The sequence below is a fragment of the Tenacibaculum sp. AWR4_210 genome (assembly GCF_056160945.1).
In genome coordinates, this window is the sequence record NZ_JBSWYF010000004.1 from 1 (window position 1) to 19,979 (window position 19,979).

Below are 19,979 nucleotides of genomic sequence, written 5' to 3' on the forward strand. Positions count from 1 at the left end.
CTTCTGCAACGCGATTTACAGGGATTCCTGTCATCATCGATACTACCTCAGCCACGTTTTCTTCCGTAACTGTTTCTCGGTGAAGCTTTGAGTCCTCTTCCCATTGCGCCTGCGCTGACTCCAAGGCCATTTCTAAATTCTTTTCGTCATCGCGTAACTTCGCTGCCTCTTCGTACTTCTGTCCGCTTACAGCTTTGGTTTTGCGATCTCTAATTTCTTCTAGTTTTGCTTCCAGCTCTAATATTTGCTGTGGCACTACGATATTTGTAATGTGAATACGCGATCCCGCCTCGTCCAAAGCGTCGATTGCCTTGTCCGGAAGGTAACGATCGGTCATGTAGCGATTGGTCAACTTCACACAGGCTTCGATAGCTTCATCCGTAAAGTTTACGTGGTGATGCGACTCGTACTTTCCTTTGATGTTGTGTAAAATCTGTACCGTTTCTTCCACAGTAGTCGGATCTACGATTACCTTTTGGAACCTGCGCTCTAAAGCTCCGTCCTTTTCGATATTCGTACGGTATTCATCTAAGGTGGTGGCACCGATACATTGAATTTCACCTCTTGCTAAGGCCGGCTTCAACATATTCGAAGCATCGAGTGAGCCCGTAGCTCCTCCGGCACCGACTATGGTGTGAATTTCGTCGATAAACAAAATAATGTCATCGTTCTTTTCGAGTTCGTTCATCAGAGCTTTCATACGCTCTTCGAACTGTCCTCTGTACTTTGTTCCCGCCACCAAGCTCGCTAAGTCGAGCGATACGATGCGCTTGTCAAATAAAATTCTCGACACCTTGCGGTTCACAATTCGCAGGGCTAAGCCTTCCGCGATGGCAGACTTCCCTACTCCTGGTTCACCGATAAGCATCGGGTTGTTCTTTTTACGACGGCTTAAAATTTGAGAGACGCGCTCTATTTCCTTTAATCGTCCTACTACTGGGTCTAACTTCCCTGACTCTGCCAAAGCCGTTAAATCGCGTCCAAAATTATCTAAAACAGGAGTTTTAGACTTCTTTTGTTGTTTGCTTCGCGATGACTGTTGTCCAAACGGGTTGCTCTTCTCGTCTGCAAACTCGTCGTCTGAAGGCGTTTCCGCTATTGGTGATGAAAAATCGTCCACGTGTAATTCTTTATATAGTGCTTTCGCTTGTTCGTAATCGATATCGTACTTCTGTAACAGTTTTGTTGTCGGATCATTTTCATTGCGTAGGATACACAGCAACAAGTGTGCGGTATCGATAGCATTGCTCTGATACAACTTTGCTTCTAAGAAGGTTGTTTTAATAGCTTTCTCTGCTTGTCTCGTTAGGTGAAGACTCTTCTTTTGGTTGCTACCGATCGCTGGGGTCGAGGGATTTAACTTCTCCAATTTATTACGCACCAAATCGAGATCTACATCAAATGTAGTCAAGATTTCAATGGCTTTCCCATCTCCTTTTCGTATCAACCCTAAAAGTAAGTGCTCTGTACCGATGAAGTCATGCCCCAATCGCAGTGCCTCTTCTTTACTGAAGGTGATCACATCTCTAACTTGTGGTGAAAAATTATCGTCCATAAAATTGATTTGTCTATTTGTAAAGTTAGTGAGTTTTTTCTAATAAAGAAACAAAAAAAATGCCACAAAGACCAATTATGACAAGTTGACTTTCATAAAAAGTCGAGATATTCATAAAAAAATTTCAAACTACTGCGAAAATTGTTAATAACTCTAGTCAATTCACGAGTCCAAACTTTGTGTATGAATTCCCATTATTGTATCTTGCAATGTTTTAGAAAACACGTGCTTTTGGGAGCACTAGAAAAAGGGGTTTTATGGTACATAAAATTCATTTTTTTTTATAGAAAAACGAGTACTAATATTTTAAACAAAAATATATGGCAGATGGTGAAAAGTTGATTCCTATCAACATTGAAGAACAAATGAAATCAGCCTACATTGACTACTCAATGTCGGTGATCGTCTCGAGAGCCCTACCAGATGTACGCGACGGATTAAAGCCGGTACACCGTAGAGTTTTATTCGGAATGCATGAGTTAGGAATTAAAGCTACAGGAGCCTACAAGAAATCAGCGAGAGTCGTTGGAGAAGTACTGGGAAAGTATCACCCGCATGGTGACACCTCAGTATATGATTCAATGGTTCGTATGGCGCAAGATTGGAGTATGCGTTACATGATGATTGACGGGCAAGGAAACTTCGGTTCTGTGGATGGCGATAGCCCAGCAGCAATGCGTTATACGGAGGTTCGTATGCAAAAAATATCTGAAGAAATGTTATCAGATATCGAAAAGGACACTGTAGATCACAAATTAAACTTCGACGACACATTAAAAGAACCTACTGTATTACCTACGCGAATTCCTAACCTACTAGTAAACGGTGCCTCAGGGATTGCCGTAGGAATGGCGACCAACATGGCCCCTCACAATTTAACGGAGGTCATTAACGGTACAGTAGCCTACATAGATAATAGAGATATAGAGATTGATGAGTTAATGCAACACATCAAAGCTCCTGACTTCCCTACCGGAGGTATCATTTACGGATACGATGGGGTACGTGACGCTTTCCACACCGGAAGAGGACGTATTGTAATGCGCGCCAAAGCTTCTATTGAAGAAGTAAAAGGACGTGAATGTATCATCGTTACCGAAATCCCTTACCAGGTAAACAAAGCAGAAATGATTAAGAAAACTGCTGACTTGGTAAACGAAAAGAAATTAGAAGGTATCGCGAGTATCCGCGATGAATCAGACAGAAAAGGAATGCGCATCGTGTACGTGTTAAAGCGCGACGCCATCCCTAATATCGTTTTAAATAAGCTCTTTAAGTATACACAATTACAAACGTCGTTTAGCGTAAACAACATCGCCTTGGTAAACGGACGTCCAGAGCAGTTGAATTTAAAACAACTCATCCACCACTTCGTAGAACACCGTCACGAAGTGATCGTTCGCAGAACGCAGTACGAGCTGAACAAAGCTGAAGCACGTGCACACATCCTTGAAGGATTGATTATCGCTTCTGATAATATCGACGAAGTAATTGAACTCATCAAAGGATCGTCAAATGCTGACGAGGCTCGCGAAAAGCTCATCGAACGCTTTGAACTTACTGAAATTCAAGCCCGTGCTATTGTTGAAATGCGCTTGCGTCAGTTAACAGGACTAGAGCAAGATAAATTGCGCAATGAATACGATGAAATTATCAAAACCATTGCCGATTTAAAAGACATTTTAGCGAACGAGGAAAGACGCTACAACATCGTAAAAGAAGAGTTATTACTCATCAAAGACAAATACGGTGACGAACGTCGATCTGTAATCGAGTACGCTGGTGGAGACATGCGTATCGAAGACATGATTCCAAATTCAAAAGTAGTGGTAACCATCTCAAACGCTGGGTATTTAAAACGTACCAACCTCGACGAGTACAAAGTGCAAAACAGAGGAGGACGCGGTCAGAAAGGAGCTACCACGCGTAACGCCGACTTCCTGGAACACTTATTTGTGGCTACCAACCACCAATACATGATGTTCTTTACCCAAAAAGGAAAAGTATTCTGGATGCGTGTATACGAAGTTCCTGAAGGAGGTAAAAACACCAAAGGACGCGCTATTCAGAACCTGATCAACATCGAACAAGACGACAAGGTAAAAGCTTTCTTAGTAACCGCCGACTTAAAAGACGAAGAGTACATCAATAACCACTACGTTATTATGGCTACCAAGAAAGGACGCGTTAAGAAAACTCCACTAGAGCAGTATTCTCGTCCTAGAGCAAACGGTATCAACGCCATTACTATTAAGGAAGACGACGAATTACTAGAAGCAAAATTAACCACTGGTGACAGCCAAGTGATGTTAGCATTAAAGTCTGGTAAGGCCATCCGTTTCGAAGAAGAAAAAACGCGCCCTATGGGTAGAACAGCTTCTGGAGTTCGCGGAATTAGCTTACAACACGACGAAGATGAAGTAATCGGAATGGTTTCTGTTAATGATATGGAGAGCAATATTCTCGTAGTTTCTGAAAAAGGATACGGAAAGCGTTCGAAGCTCGAAGACTACCGTATTACAAACCGTGGTGGTAAAGGAGTAAAAACGTTGAATATTTCTGAAAAAACAGGTAATTTAGTAGCCATCAAAAACGTGGATGACAGCAATGACCTGATGATTATCAACAAGTCTGGTTTGACAATCCGACTCGCTGTTGAGAATTTACGTGTGATGGGACGTGCAACGCAAGGAGTGCGCTTAATCAACATAAAAAACAACGACAGTATTGCTGCTGTTGCAAAAGTAATGCACGAAGAAGAAGAGGAAGAACAAGATGGTCAATTAGAAATTGGCATGGAAATTGAAAACTCTAATGACGAGAACCAAGAACAACAATAAATTTTAATTAAGAATGAAAAAACAAATTTTAGCACTTTCTTTAGGTGTAGCGTCTATGGCAACTTTTGCACAGAAGGCTGAGTTAAAGGCTGCGGAGAAAGCTATTAAGAAACAACAGTTCGCACAAGCTATTAGTTCAATTAACGCTGCTGAAAAGTTAATTGCTAATGCAGATGATAAATACAAAGCTAAGTTCTACTTCTTGAAAGGTAAAGCGTATGCAGCAAAGCAAGATTACGCTACCTCAGCAGCTGCTTTTAATAAGTTATTGGCTTTTGAGAAGGAGATTGACAGAGAGCGTTATACAAAAGATGCAGCTCCTTTATTAAACAAAATGATTCAGGACGTATCTAAAAAAGCAGTAAAAGTTTACAACGAAGGTAAAGACTACGATACCGCTGGTAAGTACTTTTACTTGACCTATCAGTTGAGCCCAAAAGATACTTCTTTTATGTACAACGCAGCAGTAGCCTATACGCAATCTAAAAACTACGAGAAAGCCTTAGGGTACTACAAGGAGTTAAAAGATATGGGCTATACCGGTATCGAAACGCAGTACATCGCTACCAACAAAGCGACAGGTAAAGTAGAGCCATTTAGCTCAAAAGCACAAAGAGATTTAATGGTGCGTTCTAAGCAGTACATCAAGCCTACTGTAAGAAAAACCAAATCGAAAGTAGCAAGTATGGCAAAGAGTGTTGCTTTGATCTTAAAAGAGCAAGGTAAAACTGAAGAAGCGATCAACGCAATGGCTGAAGCTCGTAAGCAAAATCCAAAAGATTTGAACTTAATCTTAAACGAAGCGCAATTATACATTGAGTTAGAGCGTATGGATAAGTTTGGTGAGTTGATGTCTGAAGCGATCTCTTTAGATCCTAACAACCCAATTTTGTACTATAACTTAGGTGTTGTAAACTACAACCAAGGACGTGTTGAGGACGCTAAAAAGTACTACGAAAAGGCGATCGAATTAAAGCCTGATTACTCAGATGCTTACATGAACTTAGCCGTTACTGTATTAGACAAAGACAAGAAAATTGTTGAAGAAATGAACAAAAACTTATCGAACTTTAAAAAGTACGATCAGTTAGCACTTCAACAAAAAGAAGTTTATAAGGAAGCCTTACCTTTCTTAGAAAAAGCGGATAGCTTAAACAGAAATATCGATACTGTAAAAACGTTAATGAACATTTACGAAGTATTAGAAATGTCTGACAAGGCTAAAGAATTCAGAGATTTATACAAATCAATGAGATAATATCACAAAAAAGCTGAGCAATTTGCTCAGCTTTTTTTAATTTTTACACATAAAAAAACAGTCTAAAAGTGGTTCTCTCAGACTGTTTTTTTTTATGCTTTCGGTTGTACTACCTTAGTGAAAAGTCGTTTCCATTTGAAGGTAGCCTAAGAATTCTTTCTTGGTGTCCTTTTCTTTAAACTTCCCACCGAATTCAGCAGTAACCGTACTACTTTCGATGTCTTTTACTCCTCTAGAGTTTACACATAAGTGCTTCGCATCAATCACACAAGCAACATCTTCTGTTCCTAGTGCTTCTTGCATTGCCTGTACAATTTGCATCGTCAAACGCTCTTGTACCTGCGGGCGCTTCGCAAAATACTCTACCAATCGATTCATTTTAGAAAGTCCAATTACTTTCCCATTAGAAATATACGCAACGTGCGCGCGTCCTACTATCGGTAACAAATGGTGCTCACAAGTAGAATACACTACGATATTCTTCTCCACCAACATCTCTCCGTAATTGTAGTTATTCTCAAAAGTCGAAGCTTTTGGTTTGTTAGCAGGATTTAACCCACTAAAAATCTCGTTTACGAAAGCCTTCGCTACACGCTTAGGAGTTCCTTGTAAACTGTCGTCCGTCAAATCCATTCCAAGAGTTTCTAAAATCTCTTTTACATTTTCTTGGATGCGTTCTATTTTTTCCTTGTCCGAAATATCAAAAGCATCGGCACGCAAAGGCGTTTTAGCAGATGTTCCGATGTGGTTTTCTCCTATTTCGTCAATTCTATCTTCGTTCATATTATTATTTAGTTCGAACATTTTTTTCAAAATTGATTTTGCAAAGATACAACAAACAGGTAAGTTAATTTATCAAATTCACTATTTCGTTTACAGTGAGCTCTTTTTGCTCCCCTCCTTGCATTTCTTTGATGGTAAATTTATCTTCTCGTACTTCGGTAACAACAAATTCTATGCCTCTATTGGTTACGTATTTCCATTGTTTCTTTTGTTGCTTGTTGCTCGTAGCTGTATCTGGGTACAATTCGGCATTGATTCCTGCAGTACGCAAAGTCTTTATCGCCTTTACTTTCGCTATATTCTCAGTCTCATCGAAGTTTAAGAACACCACTTTAGGTTTAGGCAATGCTACTTGCTCAAACAACCCGAGCTCCTCCATCACCAAATAAATTCGGTCAAGCCCAAAAGAGATACCCACACCCGACACGTCTTTTAGTCCGAAAATACCTGTCAAGTCGTCATAACGACCTCCACCTCCGATAGATCCCATTTTTACTTGCTCCGGAGCTGCTACTTCAAAAATAGCTCCGGTGTAATAGTTTAATCCTCTTGCTAAAGTAACATCTACGTCCAATTTCGCTGAAGTCAATCCGAGTTCTTCAATTGCCTGTACTATAAAGCGCAATTCACTTACACCAGCCATCCCTTCTTCCGAATCGGCCAACATTCCTTCTAGAGAGGTTAATTTATCAGCACTACTTCCTGAAAAATCAAATAGTGGTGCTACCTTTTCGATGGCTGTTTCAGAAATTCCCTTTGCGATCATCTCTTTTACAACCCCATCTTTTCCTATTTTGTCGAGCTTATCAAGTGCTACCGTAAAATCAATCAGCTTGTCTTTAGCACCGATCACCTCAGCTATTCCCGCCAAAATTTTACGATTGTTCATCTTAATTGTCGTTCCTTCCAAGCCTAAAGCACTGAAAACAGTATCGTACAACTGTACAAAATCTACTTCTTGCCAAAGCGAAGTACTTCCTACCACATCGGCATCACATTGATAGAATTCTCTAAAGCGTCCTTTTTGCGGACGGTCTGCACGCCAAACAGGTTGGATTTGGTAACGTTTAAAAGGAAAAGTAATATCGTTCTGATGTTGTACTACATAACGAGCAAACGGCACTGTTAAATCGTAACGCAAGGCTTTTTCCGATATTTTCGCTGTCATTTTTTGACTGTCCTTAGCGGTATATAAATCGTCATTTACCTTGCTCAAGTAATCTCCCGAGTTCAAAATTTTAAAGATCAAACGATCTCCTTCCTCACCGTATTTCCCCATCAAGGTTTCTGACTTTTCAAAACTTGGCGTTTCAATAGGTTGAAAACCGAAATGCTCGAATGATTGCTTGATAATTGAAAATATATAATTCCTCTTCGCAACTTCCGTTGACGAAAAATCTCTCGTTCCCTTTGGAATACTTGGCTTCATAGTGTTCTGATTATCTGTGTTCAATTCTCGTACTCAATTTAGCACTCCTCGGTAACAGCGGTTTAAGCAAAAATAGCTTCCTAGCCCTGGGCTGGTTTGACAACTGTTCAGCGCTGTGATAAATTGAGCCCACAAATATCAGAATTAATCAGCAGAATCGGAAAGTTTATTTGTATGTTTTAATCGGAAAATCGTAGCGTTCAGTTCGAAGCCTAACAATAAAATTATCGCGTTGAGCCACACAAAAAGCATCAAAATCAATAAGGTTCCAATCGACCCGTACAGTTGGTTGTACTTCGCAAACTCTACCACGTAAATCCCGAATAAATAAAAGGTGAACATCGACACAACAGTGGTCAATATTGCGCCTGGAGAAAAAAACCGCAAGTCTTTTCCCTGTTTCGTCCCATAGCGAAACAAGAGGGATACAATGGTAAAAATCATAATTAAAAACAGCAATCCTCTACCGTAGTAAAACAAATCTAAATCACTGGTATTGAACCACCCTTTCTCATTGATCTTAGCCAAGGCTATCTGATACAGCAAGACAAATACCACGGTGACTATCAAAAAGAAACTCATGAGTAGTGACACCCCTAGCGATATGATATAGGCGCGCAATATGTTTCTGTATTCTTGTACGTGATACGAATATTCAAATCCGCCAAAAATAGCATTCACTCCATTGGTCATCAAAAAGATCGACGCTAAAAAACCAAAAGATAAAAGTCCACCGTACTGATTGTTTAATATATCGCGCAGCACTCCGTCTACGGCATCAAATGTTTTGGGAGGCAACACCTCTTGAATCAACGAAAAAAGTCCTTCCTGAAAACCGTCGATAGGAATGTAAGGTATGAGCGTAAGGATAAATAGCAAAAATGGAAATATCGCCATAAAAAAACTATAGGCAATCCCCCCTGCTCTCGTGGTCAACGCTCCTTTAACGATGCCCATGATATACATTTCGATCACGTCGTACAACGACATTCCTTCTAAACCAGGAATCTTAATCGTTTTTCCAAATTTCACCAAGATATTGATGATCGGTATTTTTTCTAATCTACTTTCAATAGGTTTGGTCATAGCTCCCGTATTTTAAACTCACTCGACGATAATTTGATATTTTCGCAACAACCCTTCTAGTTGGTCTTTGGAAAATACCGCTCCCTTGACACGGTTTTTATCGAGGTCTAGGGACAATCCTTGAGCTGTAACAAAATTAACTTTTTCTAGCTTGGATTCCTCAAAAACAGCTTGATTTAACAAACAATTTTCAAAAGTACTTGCCGTCAGATTTGCTCCTGTAAAATCAACGGCGACAAGTTCGCAGTTTTTAAACTCAAACCCTGCCATGGCAACTCGGTAAAAAGAACTGTAGTTCAACTGACAGTTTTCAAAATCAGCTTTGAATAAAAACGGATCTGCTTCGCTAAATTTGACACCGAGTACTTTACAGGCTGTAAAAGTTACCTCTTTAAAACTAACTCCACGAACCTTGGTATTGCTCCAATTACAGTCTTCAAATTCACATTCCAAAAATTCTGAACTGTGAATGGCCAGGTCTGAAAAATCACAATGTACAAACCTACAAGCATCAAAGTCAGATTTACTGAGTGCTTCACTCGTAAATCTGACTTTGTGATATTCTTTTTGAGCGTAATACTCATTCATAGAACGCTGCTATTTTAATCCTCTGGCTTTTAACATCGGTGCCGCTTTCGGATCACGCCCTGCAAACTCTTTATACATGGCAGCGTAGTCCATCGTATTTCCTTTAGACAGCACTTGTTCACGGAATTTCTGTCCATTTTCACGTGTTAACAAGCCGTTGTTCTTAAACCAATCGTAGGCGTCATGACTCAACATTTCCGTCCACAAATACGAGTAATACCCTGCGGCATACCCGCCTGCAAAAACATGTGCAAAATACGTTGAGCGATAACGCGGAGGAATTTCTGCCAATTGCAATTTCATTTTTTCCAACGCTTCTTTTTCGAATTTAGCTACATCTGTAACAACCATATCAGTACCGATGGTATGCCAATTCATATCCAAGCTCGACGAACACAAGTTTTCTATGAGTGAATAGCCTTGATTAAAGGTCCCTGCATTTTTAATTTTCTCCAACAAGGCTGCCGGTATCACTTCTCCTGTTTCGTGGTGTAAGGCATAATTGTTTAAAATTTCCGGATGGGTAGCCCAATTCTCATTAAATTGAGAAGGAAACTCTACAAAATCACGAGCCACACTGGTTCCTGAAATCGATTCGTATTGTTGATTCCCAAACAAACCGTGTAAGGCATGTCCGAATTCGTGGAAAGTAGTTTCTACATTGTCAAAACTTATCAACGCAGGCTCTCCAGCCGCCGGTTTTTCGTAGTTACACACATTGAAAATGACCGGTTTTTGATTTCGTTGCTTCGATTGTTTTACAAAAGTACTCATCCAGGCGCCTCCTCGCTTGCTATCTCTGGCAAAAAAGTCACCGTAAAACAATCCTAGCTTACTACCGTCCTCTTCAAAAATCTCATAAACAACGACATCTGGGTGGTAAGTTGGGATATCGGTACGCTTTTTAAAGGTAATTCCGTATAACTTTGTCGCGGCATAAAAAACTCCTTTTTCAAGCACGTTGGTCAGTTCAAAATACTGTTTTACCTCATCTTCATTTAAATTGTATTTCGACTTGCGAACCTTCTCTGCATAATGGTTCCAGTCGTAAGGAGCTAGGGTAAATTTCTTACCTTCCTTGTCGATTTCCGCTTGAATTTCTTTAATTTCTGCTCCTGCTTTTTCCAAAGCTCCAGGAATCAATCCAGCAAACATTTCGAATACCTTTGAAGGATTTGAAGCCATAGTTCCTTGTAGACTCCAACTCGCGAAATTATCAAAACCTAATAAGGCAGCTTTCTGCGCTCGCAAGGTCACCATTTTAGCAACGAGCGCACTGGTATCAAATTCCCCCTGGTCTGCACGGTGGATTGATTTATCAAACAGCTCTTTGCGAACGGCTCTATCTTCAAGCGTTTGTAATAAAGGTTGCTGTGTGGTATTGATCAATTGGATTTCATAAGCATCTCCTTTTTTGAGTGCCTTTATCTTTTCATCTGACAAGCCAGCTAACTGTTCTTTTTGCTGGAGTGTAAGACCTCCTTTTTTACTAGCATCGAGTAATTTTTTACCAAAATCATTTGTTAAGCTCGCCAGTTCAGCATTGATTTCTTTAAGTTGCTTCTTTTTCTCTTCAGACAAATTAGCTCCGGCTTTTACAAAATTCTTGTAATACTCTTGTACCAAATGCTTTGATTCAGCATCCAACTCTAAGCTGTCCAATTGTTCGTAAACGGTTTTGATACGAGCAAACAAGGCTGTATTCAAATAAATCTCATCATTGTGCTCTGACATTTTTGGAGCCAATTCCTTTTGATTAGCACGGATGGTATCATTGGTATGCGCACCTGCCAATGCATAAAATACCGAACTCACACGGTCCAAATCTCGATCACTCTCTTCCAATGCTAAGATGGTATTCTCAAAAGTAGCTGCTTCTTTGTTGGCTACTATAGCTGCTATTTTTTCTTGCTGTAAGGCCATTCCTTTAAGCATAGCAGGCATGAAATGTTCGTTTTTGATCTTCGTAAAATCCGGTGCTCCGTACGCTAAAGTACTTGGAACTAGTAATGGGTTTTCCGTGGCTATCATAGGAGTGGTATCTTTTGTGGTCTCTTTGGTTTGGCAAGCCATAAGTAATACGAGACCGGCAGTTAAGTTTAGGTATTTTTTCATGTATATAGTAGTTTAGTCAACAGCTTTTAAGCTCAAATCTAAATTGTAAACAGAATGTGTTAAAGCCCCTGAAGAAATAAAGTCCACACCGCATTCCGCATACGCGCGAATCGTAGTTTCATTGATTCCTCCTGATGATTCTGTCAAGCAAGTATCACCGATCATGGCCACTGCTTTTCGGGTATCTTCGTAGTTAAAATTATCGATAAGAATTCGGTATACACCCGGGTTTTGAAGTATTTCCTCGATTTCTTTTAAGTTACGCGCTTCCACAATAATTTTTATATCGAGGCCTTTTTCAGCAAGGTAGCGCTGTGTTTTTTGTATAGCTTGAGTAATACCTCCTGCAAAATCGATGTGATTATCTTTGATCATCACCATATCGTACAAAGCGAAACGATGGTTTTCACCACCTCCAATTTTCACTGCCCATTTCTCGAGGGCTCGGATGCCTGGAGTTGTTTTACGGGTATCGAGCACTTTCGTCTTGGTTCCTTCCAAAAGGTTTGCAAAGAACTTCGTTTTCGTCGCAATAGCACTCATGCGTTGCATCGCATTTAACACTAAGCGTTCTGCCTGTAAAATGGATTGTGATTTTCCGCTAACGTAGAAAACAATATCACCATGACTCACTGGACTACCGTCTTCAATCAAGGTTTCTACTTGTAAATCGCTATCGACATATGCAAATACTTGCTTCGCAAATTCCACTCCTGCAATAATCCCTTCATCCTTTACCAAAAGCTTTGCTTTTCCTTGAGCTTCCGCAGGAATACACGACAGTGATGTGTGATCTCCATCTCCGATATCCTCGCGGATTGCATTGGCAATAATTAATTCTAACTCTTTATTAAATTGTTCTTTTGAAATCATAGTTCGTATTCTTGATGTAAAAATAAGTTTTTCATCAAGAATTGTCTAATTATATCAAAAGATAGTTCACTTTTACAAAAATGTACCTCCGTTCCTTTCAATCGTAGCTACAATTAAATACTTGGCTCGTGACAAATTCCCTTTGATGGCCCTTTGATAAGCAAAATTCATCATTCGACGTACCGAACGATTATTGGGGAATTGCTTTTTCAAGGTGTAAATATAGTAGGCCACCATCAAATCTTCTTCATTATAAGGCACGTTGGTATAGTTTTGAAGATAGGTCAAATACAACATCCCATGCTCTAAGGTGGGCTCTATCTGGGTACCTTCTCCGAAGTCATTCCAAGTAGCAATTTGCAAAAAATCAACAGGTTGTGCTATAGAAGCCTGTAAAGAAGCGTCAAACGCGGTAATTCCGCCGTCTGCAATGGTCCATTCATCGGGTGACGGAGCCTTCCATCCTCCCTCCACATAATAGTCGTTGAAACGCGGATAGGCTACCCCTCCAACGACATTTGTCGAAAAGTCAATCACATAATTGTAATATCCGTTTAAGGTTAACAAGTGATCCTTGTCAATCCAAGCAAATTCACCCGATGCATTTTCTGCACCAATGGTTGCTCTGGAACCCCATAAACTCAAAAAATCAACAGGGCTGTTGATAGCACTCAAAATCAAATCCCAATCCGCTTTGTCATCGATATAGGCCGGTCCAAACACCATAAACAAATTCTTATCTACACATTTATAATAATTGGGATGCGCAAAATACTGATTTTCAATATACGCCAAGTCATTCCTAGCTTGCTGTACCTGTAACGCTGTCAATCGTCGTTCCTGTTCCTTAATAACGCGATCTTCATACATCACACAGAACTGCAACGGTGTTTTTTCCAATTCCAAAATAAAGGACTCCACTCCTTGCTTGATTTGATCAAAATCTAGAATATCACGCATGCCATACCAATCAAAAATAACCCCTTCTACCCCGCTGAGCTGCATTAAGAGTATATGATATTGTTGCAGGTCTTTATCTCTAGTAGCATACGGACCTATCAAAGGGTAATAATGAGAGGCTATTTGTCGTTTTCCTGAAGCATCAACAATATCTGGATTTCTATTCGTCATGGTCCAGTGTTGCCCCCAAGCACCATCGTACTCTAAACTTCTAAACCAAGGCATATAATGTACAAAAAGTGGCTTCCCTTGTTTTGTGACCTTACGGAAAATACTAACTTCCGTGTTCCGTTCATCAAAGCGTTCTTCTTCTTGTATAATTTGTTCCCAATCAGCAAGTTTTATTTCCGAACTCCAAAGTTCATGAGGGGCTACTTTGTTAGCAGTTGTTTTTAACGGACTGCTGACAGGTTCAATTTCCACATCTTCTTGACAAGCTAAACAAAAGGAGACCAAGACTCCTACAATTAAAAAATTTACTTTCACTTTTTTCATAATACACTGTTTTACAACTACTTAAATCTACCAAAAAAAGTACCAAGACCACTCAGGTTAAATCCCTAATTTTATGGTAATTTTGCAGTCATAAGAACACGATATGAAGATTAAATTACTAGCCATAGGAAAAACAGACAGCAAGCAATTGGCACAATTGATTGAAGAATACCAAAAAAGGCTGCAGCATTATATCAAATTCGAACTAGAAATTATCCCGGACATCAAAAACGTAAAAAATTTACGAGAAGACCAACAAAAGGAAAAAGAGGGAGAACTCATTTTATCCAAACTGCAAAACTCCGATGTTCTCTGCTTGTTAGACGATAAAGGGAAACACTATACTTCCATAGAATTCGCTAATTTTTTACAGAAAAAAATGAATGCAGGAATCAAGCAGTTTGTTTTAGTCATAGGAGGTCCTTACGGATTTTCCGAAGCCGTTTACAAACGTGCCAATGGTAAGTTATCACTGTCAAAAATGACCTTTTCACATCAGATGATTCGCCTGTTTATCACCGAACAATTGTACCGCGGATTTACCATTTTACGCAACGAACCTTATCATCACGAATAATATAAACCCTACTTATTATGAAACTCGTTTTCGCTACCAACAATCTTAACAAACTGGCTGAAGTACAGCAAATGCTTCCTGACAGTATTGAATTAGTGTCACTAAAGGACATTGGTTGTTACGAAGATATTCCAGAGACAGCGACTACCTTGGAGGGCAACGCACAAATTAAAGCCAATCACATCACGGAAACCTACGGATACAACTGTTTTGCTGATGATACAGGTCTAGAGGTAGAAGCCTTAAACGGTGCCCCAGGGGTCTATTCTGCTCGTTATGCAGGAGAACCTAGTAATGCCGATAACAATATGGACAAACTACTCCATGCATTGGACAACGCTAGTACTAGAGCCGCACAATTCAGAACGGCTATTTGCCTCAATTTAAACGGAGAGCAATTCCTTTTTGAAGGTGTTTGTACCGGTGAAATACTTACAGAACGCGAAGGAGCGAAAGGCTTTGGCTACGATCCTATTTTTAAACCCACAGGACATCCGCGTTCTTTTGCTAACATGACTGCGGCAGAAAAGAACGCCATCAGTCATCGAGGTTTAGCCATACAGAAATTGGTGAATTTTTTAAAAGCCTTGTAGTCTAGTGCTTACAAAAACAACATATCGATGGTATTTTTTGGTACTGGTCATCGCCTTACTGATGCTGTTAATGCTAAATATCAGTATTGGATCGGTCCGCATCCCGTTTGACGATATCTTCGCTGCCCTTACAGGACAAGAAGTCAGCAAGCGCAGTTGGGAAGTCATCATTTGGAACTACCGATTGCCCAAAGCCCTTACCGCTCTTATGGTAGGCTCCGGACTCGCCGTAAGCGGATTGCTGATGCAAACGCTTTTTAGAAATCCACTGGCAGGCCCATTTGTCCTGGGAATTTCATCAGGGGCTAGCCTTGGAGTAGCGCTCTTTATACTAGGATCTGGACTTTTCGGTGGGCTTTTTAGTACCCATATCTTTCAAAACAGCTCTTTAGCTATGGCTGCAAGTGCCGGTTCATTCCTCGTCTTATCAGGAGTCATTTTAGCAGCTAATAGAGTCCGCAATACCATGTCTATCTTAATTATCGGTTTGATGTTTGGCTCCCTTACCTCATCGATTATTAGCATCCTTACCTATTTTAGTGAAGCTACAGAAATTCAACAATACCAATTTTGGAGTTTTGGAAGTTTAGGAAACCTAAGTTGGAAAGAACTCGGCGTATTTTTTGGCATCTACAGCTTGGCAATGATAGGAACCTTCAGCGTTATCAAACCACTGAATAGCTTTTTACTCGGAGAGTACTATGCAAAGAGCCTCGGAATCAACATCAAAAAAAGCAGAAATATCATTTTACTAATAACCAGTTTGCTCACTGGAGTTATCACTGCTTTTGCCGGCCCTATTGCCTTCGTTGGGCTCGCAGTGCCGCATATTGCCAAACTGTTGTTCACGAGTTCTAACCACAAAGTGCTACTTCCAGCTGTGAGCATACTCGGTGCATTGGTATTACTTATTTGCGATACGATTGCCCAATTACCTAACAGTGCTTTTGTACTACCTATTAATGCAATTACTTCTCTTTTCGGTGCTCCCGTGGTTATATGGCTACTACTCCGAAAGAAAAAGATGTATGTCTAACTGCTAAATTCCATCAATTTACACGTACCTTCGCGGTATAATTACCCATAGCAAGAATGAATAAGATGTCAACAGCTGTCGTGAATGCCATAGACCTAACCATTGGTTACCGCTCTAAAAAGCAGGTACACAAAGTGGCTTCTGAACTCAATTTTTCGCTGGGCAGTGGACAATTTATTGTCTTGCTGGGAAAAAATGGAATTGGTAAATCTACCTTACTCAGAACGCTCTCTAAAGTGCAGGCTCCGCTGCAAGGAACGGTACAGCTCAAAGGAAAACCCCTCGAAGCCATTCACGATCAGGAGTTAGCTACGATGCTCAGTCTGGTACTGACAGAACGCCTTCCTCCCAGTCAACTCACCGTTTTTGAACTCGTTGCTCTTGGACGACAACCCTATACCAACTGGCTCGATAATTTAAACAACGAGCATTTAAAGAAAATTCTTTGGGCCTTAGAGAAGACCGAAATCTCGCAGCTAAAAAACAAACGATTTTACGAATTGAGTGATGGACAATTACAACGCGTTCTCATTGCGCGCGCGTTGGCGCAAGATACGGAGCTCATTATTCTCGATGAACCAACAGCTCATTTGGACATCCACCATACCTACAAAGTTTTTTCTCTGCTTAAAGACCTGGTGAAAACTACCAATAAAACCATACTTATCTCCACGCACGAAGTCAACCTAGCCATTCAATTAGCTGACAGTTGCTTACTCCTCACCGAAGGAGGACAGCTTCACAGTGGTACCGCCAAGCAACTCATTGAAACCAATGCCTTTGACAGTTTGTTCCCAAAAGACTTAATAAGTTTTAACAAAACATTAGAACAATTCGTTATAAAGAAAACCTAAATTTGACCAATTGTACCGCTGAGTACGTCAACAACTAATCAACCCAAAACATTAAAAAAGTATTAATGAGAAAATTACTGTATTTAGCAAGTACGGCTGCCTTAATTGCCTGTGGTTCTAGTAAGGAAACTACGGGAATAGAGCCGGACGCATCGGTAGACTACGCCGAGAAATTTGCTAAGAGTATTACCGCCAAAGATCTAGGTAAACACTTATTTGTGTATGCTTCTGACGAATTTGAAGGAAGAGATACCGGTGAGCCTGGACAAAAAAAAGCGGTCAATTACCTAAAAGACTTCTATAAGAGTCAAGGAATTGCATCTCCTTTAGGAGGTGACGATTATTTCCAGGAAGTTCCTTCTGAATATTTGAGTAATAACAGAAGAGGACGTAGCCTTAAAGACTCAGAAAACGTAGTGGCTTATATCAAGGGAACTGAAAAGCCAGATGAAATTGTCGTGATCTCAGCACATTTAGATCACGAAGGTGTTAAAAATGGAGAAATCTACAACGGAGCAGACGATGACGGTTCAGGAACTGTTGCCATCCTGGAAATTGCTGAAGCCTTTAAAAAAGCGGTGGAAGCAGGTAGAGGTCCTAAGCGTTCGATACTCTTTCTTCACGTTACTGGAGAAGAAAAAGGGCTACTCGGTTCAAAATACTACACAGAAAATCCAATATTTCCTTTAAAAAATACCGTTACCGATTTAAATATCGATATGATCGGTCGTGTTGATGATCGTCATAAAGGAAATCCTAATTACGTATATCTAATTGGCTCTGATAAATTGAGTACAGAACTCCACAACATTTCAGAAGCCATCAATACCAAGTACACAAAAATTGACTTGGATTATAAATACAACGACGAAAATGACCCGAACAGATTTTACTATCGCTCGGATCACTACAACTTTGCAAAACACAATATTCCTATTATTTTTTACTTTAACGGAACACATGCTGACTACCATCAGCCTTCAGATACGCCAGATAAAATCAACTATCAATTACTTGAAAACAGAACGCGTTTAGTATTCCATACAGCCTGGGAAGTAGCCAATCGCGACAAGCGTATCGTTGCTGATAAAGCAAAATAATAATAGCAATTGACTATTTAAATTAATCGTTTATAAAAAACTCACCTCATTGTAGGTGAGTTTTTTATTTTCAATAAATGTGTATATTTGCCCTGAAATTGCATTGCTATGGAAATACCTTCACCTTTTTGCTGAGGAAGTTATCCCTATTTGCTTTGCATGAAAATTGCAATCATCAACAACCTATACATTATGACAAGAAAAGAAGATTTGGCCTTGGAAGAAAATCAGGCTGCAGAGAACACCCCTATGGCAACTACGGATACAGCAACCGTTGAAAATCCAGCAGAGAGCGCTGAGGAAGTTACAACGAGGTCTACCTCAGCTAACGAAGAGGATGAACCTTTGAGTTTTGACGAGTTCCTTAACAAACTATCTCCACGTGTGGCAGATCAAATAAAAAGCGAGCAAAACTTTCTCAAAGCAGTTTTTTCAGGGGTACTCGCTGGACTTATCGGAGCGGCTATTTGGGCCGCAATTACCGTAACCACAGAATATCAAATTGGCTATATGGCCATCGCAGTAGGAGCCCTAGTAGGAATTAGCATGCGTTACACCGGAAAAGGACTTGGTCAACATTTCGGTATTGCTGGTGCAGTCATTGCGTTAATGAGCTGTTTATTAGGGAACGTATTTAGCATTTTAGGATTTGTAGCCAATCAGGAAAGCATCAGCTTTTTTAACGTACTGATGATGTTCAACTACGAACAGCTGATACCTATTATGAAAGAATCATTCAGTCCTATTGATTTGCTTTTCTACGGAATTGCAGCTTATGAAGGATATAAATTCGCTTTCCGTACTTTTTCACAAGAAGAAGTACAACAATTAAGTGAACGTTCTTAAAAAATCTACCCCTATAAGCTATTACTTGTAGGGGTATTTTATTTCCTGTATTTTCACAACCTACTTAACAGCAACCTCCCTATTTTAGGTTCTTTTTTAATTTATGCTCATCACCTCTACCATAGTCGTCGCCCTTATAAGTTTTTACTTCGTTCGAAGAAAGAAAGGAGCGAAAAACGAGCCATGGAAAACTCCAAACACAGACTTTCCTGACGAGTGGAAACAAATTTTAAGCAATCATGTCGCATTTTACAATGCACTAGGCAACGAGCAAAAAACCTTATTCGAATACAAAACACACGAGTTTTTATTGAACTGTGCTATTATTGGCGTAGATACTTCCGTAGACACTACGGATCGTCTTTTAGTGGCTTCCAGTGCCATCATCCCTATTTTTAACTTTCCAGAATGGCGCTATCCTAACATTCAAGAAGTTATTTTGTACCCCTGTAGTTTTAGCAAAGATTTTGAGCGCACTGGCGAAGGCAGAAACGTACTAGGTATGGTGGGAACTGGCTACCTAGAAGGAAAGATGATTTTGTCAAAAAAAGCACTGCATTTGGGCTTTGTCAACGAAACCGACAAACACAATACAGCAATTCACGAATTTGTGCACCTCATCGACAAACTCGACGGTAAAGTAGATGGTATTCCCGAAGTGCTCTTATGTAGGCAATATACCATTCCATGGATTGACTTGATGAACAAAAAAATGGATGAAATCTACCGAAACGACTCAGATATCAATCCTTATGGAGGCACCAACCAGGCGGAATTCTTTTCTGTGGTCAGCGAATACTTTTTCGAACGCCCCAAACTACTGGCCAAAAAACATCCAGCACTTTACCGAAAAATGGAACTGATATTTAAACAAGATATGGACGCTATGAACTTGCGCCTACCCAGTGAAACACAGGTTGGCCGTAACGATCCCTGTCCTTGTAATAGCGGAAAAAAGTTTAAAAAATGCTGTGGAAAAAATTAAACTTTT

General features: G+C 40.1%; 17 protein-coding genes. 9 read left to right on the top strand and 8 right to left on the bottom strand.

What is annotated here, in order from left to right; translation table 11 throughout:
• Window positions 1-1,555 (bottom strand): Clp protease N-terminal domain-containing protein (locus ACXAG7_RS07935; RefSeq protein WP_476666541.1); only part of this gene is annotated, 1,555 nt, incomplete at its 3' end.
• A gap of 320 nt (window positions 1,556-1,875) precedes the next feature.
• Here ACXAG7_RS07935 and gyrA point away from each other — a divergent pair.
• Together gyrA and ACXAG7_RS07945 are read left to right on the top strand one after the other, a co-directional pair.
• Window positions 1,876-4,395, top strand: coding sequence for a DNA gyrase subunit A (gene gyrA, locus ACXAG7_RS07940; protein WP_408044773.1), 2,520 nt, complete (start codon window positions 1,876-1,878; stop codon window positions 4,393-4,395).
• A 13-nt stretch (window positions 4,396-4,408) separates the two neighbouring features.
• Window positions 4,409-5,653, top strand: coding sequence for a tetratricopeptide repeat protein (locus tag ACXAG7_RS07945; protein WP_408044774.1), 1,245 nt, complete (start codon window positions 4,409-4,411; stop codon window positions 5,651-5,653).
• 114 nt (window positions 5,654-5,767) lie between these two features.
• Here the strand turns inward: ACXAG7_RS07945 and folE are convergent, their stop codons facing one another.
• From folE to ACXAG7_RS07980, 7 genes are all read right to left on the bottom strand, one after another.
• Complete coding sequence (gene folE, locus ACXAG7_RS07950) at window positions 5,768-6,436, bottom strand: GTP cyclohydrolase I FolE (RefSeq protein WP_408044775.1); 669 nt, start codon at window positions 6,434-6,436, stop codon at window positions 5,768-5,770.
• Window positions 6,437-6,500: 64 nt separating this feature from the next.
• Complete coding sequence (hisS, locus tag ACXAG7_RS07955; RefSeq protein WP_408044776.1) at window positions 6,501-7,865, bottom strand: histidine--tRNA ligase; 1,365 nt, start codon at window positions 7,863-7,865, stop codon at window positions 6,501-6,503.
• Between the two features lie 144 nt (window positions 7,866-8,009).
• Window positions 8,010-8,951 (bottom strand): YihY/virulence factor BrkB family protein, encoded by a 942-nt coding sequence (locus ACXAG7_RS07960; RefSeq protein WP_408044777.1) that lies wholly within the window; start codon window positions 8,949-8,951, stop codon window positions 8,010-8,012.
• An 18-nt stretch (window positions 8,952-8,969) separates the two neighbouring features.
• Window positions 8,970-9,539, bottom strand: coding sequence for a pentapeptide repeat-containing protein (locus ACXAG7_RS07965; RefSeq protein WP_408044778.1), 570 nt, complete (start codon window positions 9,537-9,539; stop codon window positions 8,970-8,972).
• 9 nt (window positions 9,540-9,548) lie between these two features.
• Window positions 9,549-11,654 (bottom strand): M3 family metallopeptidase, encoded by a 2,106-nt coding sequence (locus ACXAG7_RS07970; protein ID WP_476666542.1) that lies wholly within the window; start codon window positions 11,652-11,654, stop codon window positions 9,549-9,551.
• 12 nt (window positions 11,655-11,666) lie between these two features.
• Complete coding sequence (gene nadC, locus ACXAG7_RS07975) at window positions 11,667-12,527, bottom strand: carboxylating nicotinate-nucleotide diphosphorylase (RefSeq protein ID WP_408044780.1); 861 nt, start codon at window positions 12,525-12,527, stop codon at window positions 11,667-11,669.
• Window positions 12,528-12,599: 72 nt separating this feature from the next.
• The gene (locus ACXAG7_RS07980; protein WP_476666543.1) at window positions 12,600-13,982 is read right to left on the bottom strand and encodes a glycoside hydrolase family 99 protein; all 1,383 of its coding nucleotides are present in this window, start codon (window positions 13,980-13,982) and stop codon (window positions 12,600-12,602) included.
• Between the two features lie 103 nt (window positions 13,983-14,085).
• On the opposite strand from ACXAG7_RS07980, the gene rlmH reads away from it, so the two are divergent.
• The 7 genes from rlmH to ACXAG7_RS08015 all read left to right on the top strand — a co-directional run bounded on the left by rlmH (window position 14,086) and on the right by ACXAG7_RS08015 (window position 19,973).
• Window positions 14,086-14,559, top strand: a complete 474-nt coding sequence (rlmH, locus tag ACXAG7_RS07985) for a 23S rRNA (pseudouridine(1915)-N(3))-methyltransferase RlmH (RefSeq protein WP_408044782.1) — start codon at window positions 14,086-14,088, stop codon at window positions 14,557-14,559.
• Window positions 14,560-14,576: 17 nt separating this feature from the next.
• Window positions 14,577-15,152 carry a non-canonical purine NTP diphosphatase gene (locus ACXAG7_RS07990; protein WP_476666544.1) on the top strand — a complete coding sequence of 192 codons (576 nt, stop codon included), beginning with the start codon at window positions 14,577-14,579 and terminating at the stop codon, window positions 15,150-15,152.
• Window positions 15,153-15,213: 61 nt separating this feature from the next.
• Complete coding sequence (locus tag ACXAG7_RS07995) at window positions 15,214-16,188, top strand: FecCD family ABC transporter permease (RefSeq protein WP_408045230.1); 975 nt, start codon at window positions 15,214-15,216, stop codon at window positions 16,186-16,188.
• 65 nt (window positions 16,189-16,253) lie between these two features.
• The gene (locus tag ACXAG7_RS08000) at window positions 16,254-17,042 is read left to right on the top strand and encodes an ABC transporter ATP-binding protein (protein WP_408044784.1); all 789 of its coding nucleotides are present in this window, start codon (window positions 16,254-16,256) and stop codon (window positions 17,040-17,042) included.
• 65 nt (window positions 17,043-17,107) lie between these two features.
• The gene (locus ACXAG7_RS08005; protein WP_408044785.1) at window positions 17,108-18,142 is read left to right on the top strand and encodes a M28 family metallopeptidase; all 1,035 of its coding nucleotides are present in this window, start codon (window positions 17,108-17,110) and stop codon (window positions 18,140-18,142) included.
• Between the two features lie 192 nt (window positions 18,143-18,334).
• Window positions 18,335-18,988 (top strand): hypothetical protein, encoded by a 654-nt coding sequence (locus ACXAG7_RS08010; RefSeq protein ID WP_408044786.1) that lies wholly within the window; start codon window positions 18,335-18,337, stop codon window positions 18,986-18,988.
• Window positions 18,989-19,091: 103 nt separating this feature from the next.
• On the top strand, window positions 19,092-19,973 hold the full coding sequence (locus ACXAG7_RS08015) for a M90 family metallopeptidase (RefSeq protein WP_476666545.1): 882 nt from the start codon (window positions 19,092-19,094) through the stop codon (window positions 19,971-19,973).
• Window positions 19,974-19,979: the final 6 nt, after the last annotated feature.

Coding starts and splice junctions, on each gene's coding strand:
- gyrA (WP_408044773.1), top strand. CDS start 1,876: ATGGCAGATGGTGAAAAGTTGATTCCTATCAACATTGAAGAACAAATG.
- ACXAG7_RS07945 (WP_408044774.1), top strand. CDS start 4,409: ATGAAAAAACAAATTTTAGCACTTTCTTTAGGTGTAGCGTCTATGGCA.
- folE (WP_408044775.1), bottom strand. CDS start 6,436: ATGAACGAAGATAGAATTGACGAAATAGGAGAAAACCACATCGGAACA.
- hisS (WP_408044776.1), bottom strand. CDS start 7,865: ATGAAGCCAAGTATTCCAAAGGGAACGAGAGATTTTTCGTCAACGGAA.
- ACXAG7_RS07960 (WP_408044777.1), bottom strand. CDS start 8,951: ATGACCAAACCTATTGAAAGTAGATTAGAAAAAATACCGATCATCAAT.
- ACXAG7_RS07965 (WP_408044778.1), bottom strand. CDS start 9,539: ATGAATGAGTATTACGCTCAAAAAGAATATCACAAAGTCAGATTTACG.
- ACXAG7_RS07970 (WP_476666542.1), bottom strand. CDS start 11,654: ATGAAAAAATACCTAAACTTAACTGCCGGTCTCGTATTACTTATGGCT.
- nadC (WP_408044780.1), bottom strand. CDS start 12,527: ATGATTTCAAAAGAACAATTTAATAAAGAGTTAGAATTAATTATTGCC.
- ACXAG7_RS07980 (WP_476666543.1), bottom strand. CDS start 13,982: ATGAAAAAAGTGAAAGTAAATTTTTTAATTGTAGGAGTCTTGGTCTCC.
- rlmH (WP_408044782.1), top strand. CDS start 14,086: ATGAAGATTAAATTACTAGCCATAGGAAAAACAGACAGCAAGCAATTG.
- ACXAG7_RS07990 (WP_476666544.1), top strand. CDS start 14,577: ATGAAACTCGTTTTCGCTACCAACAATCTTAACAAACTGGCTGAAGTA.
- ACXAG7_RS07995 (WP_408045230.1), top strand. CDS start 15,214: ATGCTGTTAATGCTAAATATCAGTATTGGATCGGTCCGCATCCCGTTT.
- ACXAG7_RS08000 (WP_408044784.1), top strand. CDS start 16,254: ATGTCAACAGCTGTCGTGAATGCCATAGACCTAACCATTGGTTACCGC.
- ACXAG7_RS08005 (WP_408044785.1), top strand. CDS start 17,108: ATGAGAAAATTACTGTATTTAGCAAGTACGGCTGCCTTAATTGCCTGT.
- ACXAG7_RS08010 (WP_408044786.1), top strand. CDS start 18,335: ATGACAAGAAAAGAAGATTTGGCCTTGGAAGAAAATCAGGCTGCAGAG.
- ACXAG7_RS08015 (WP_476666545.1), top strand. CDS start 19,092: ATGCTCATCACCTCTACCATAGTCGTCGCCCTTATAAGTTTTTACTTC.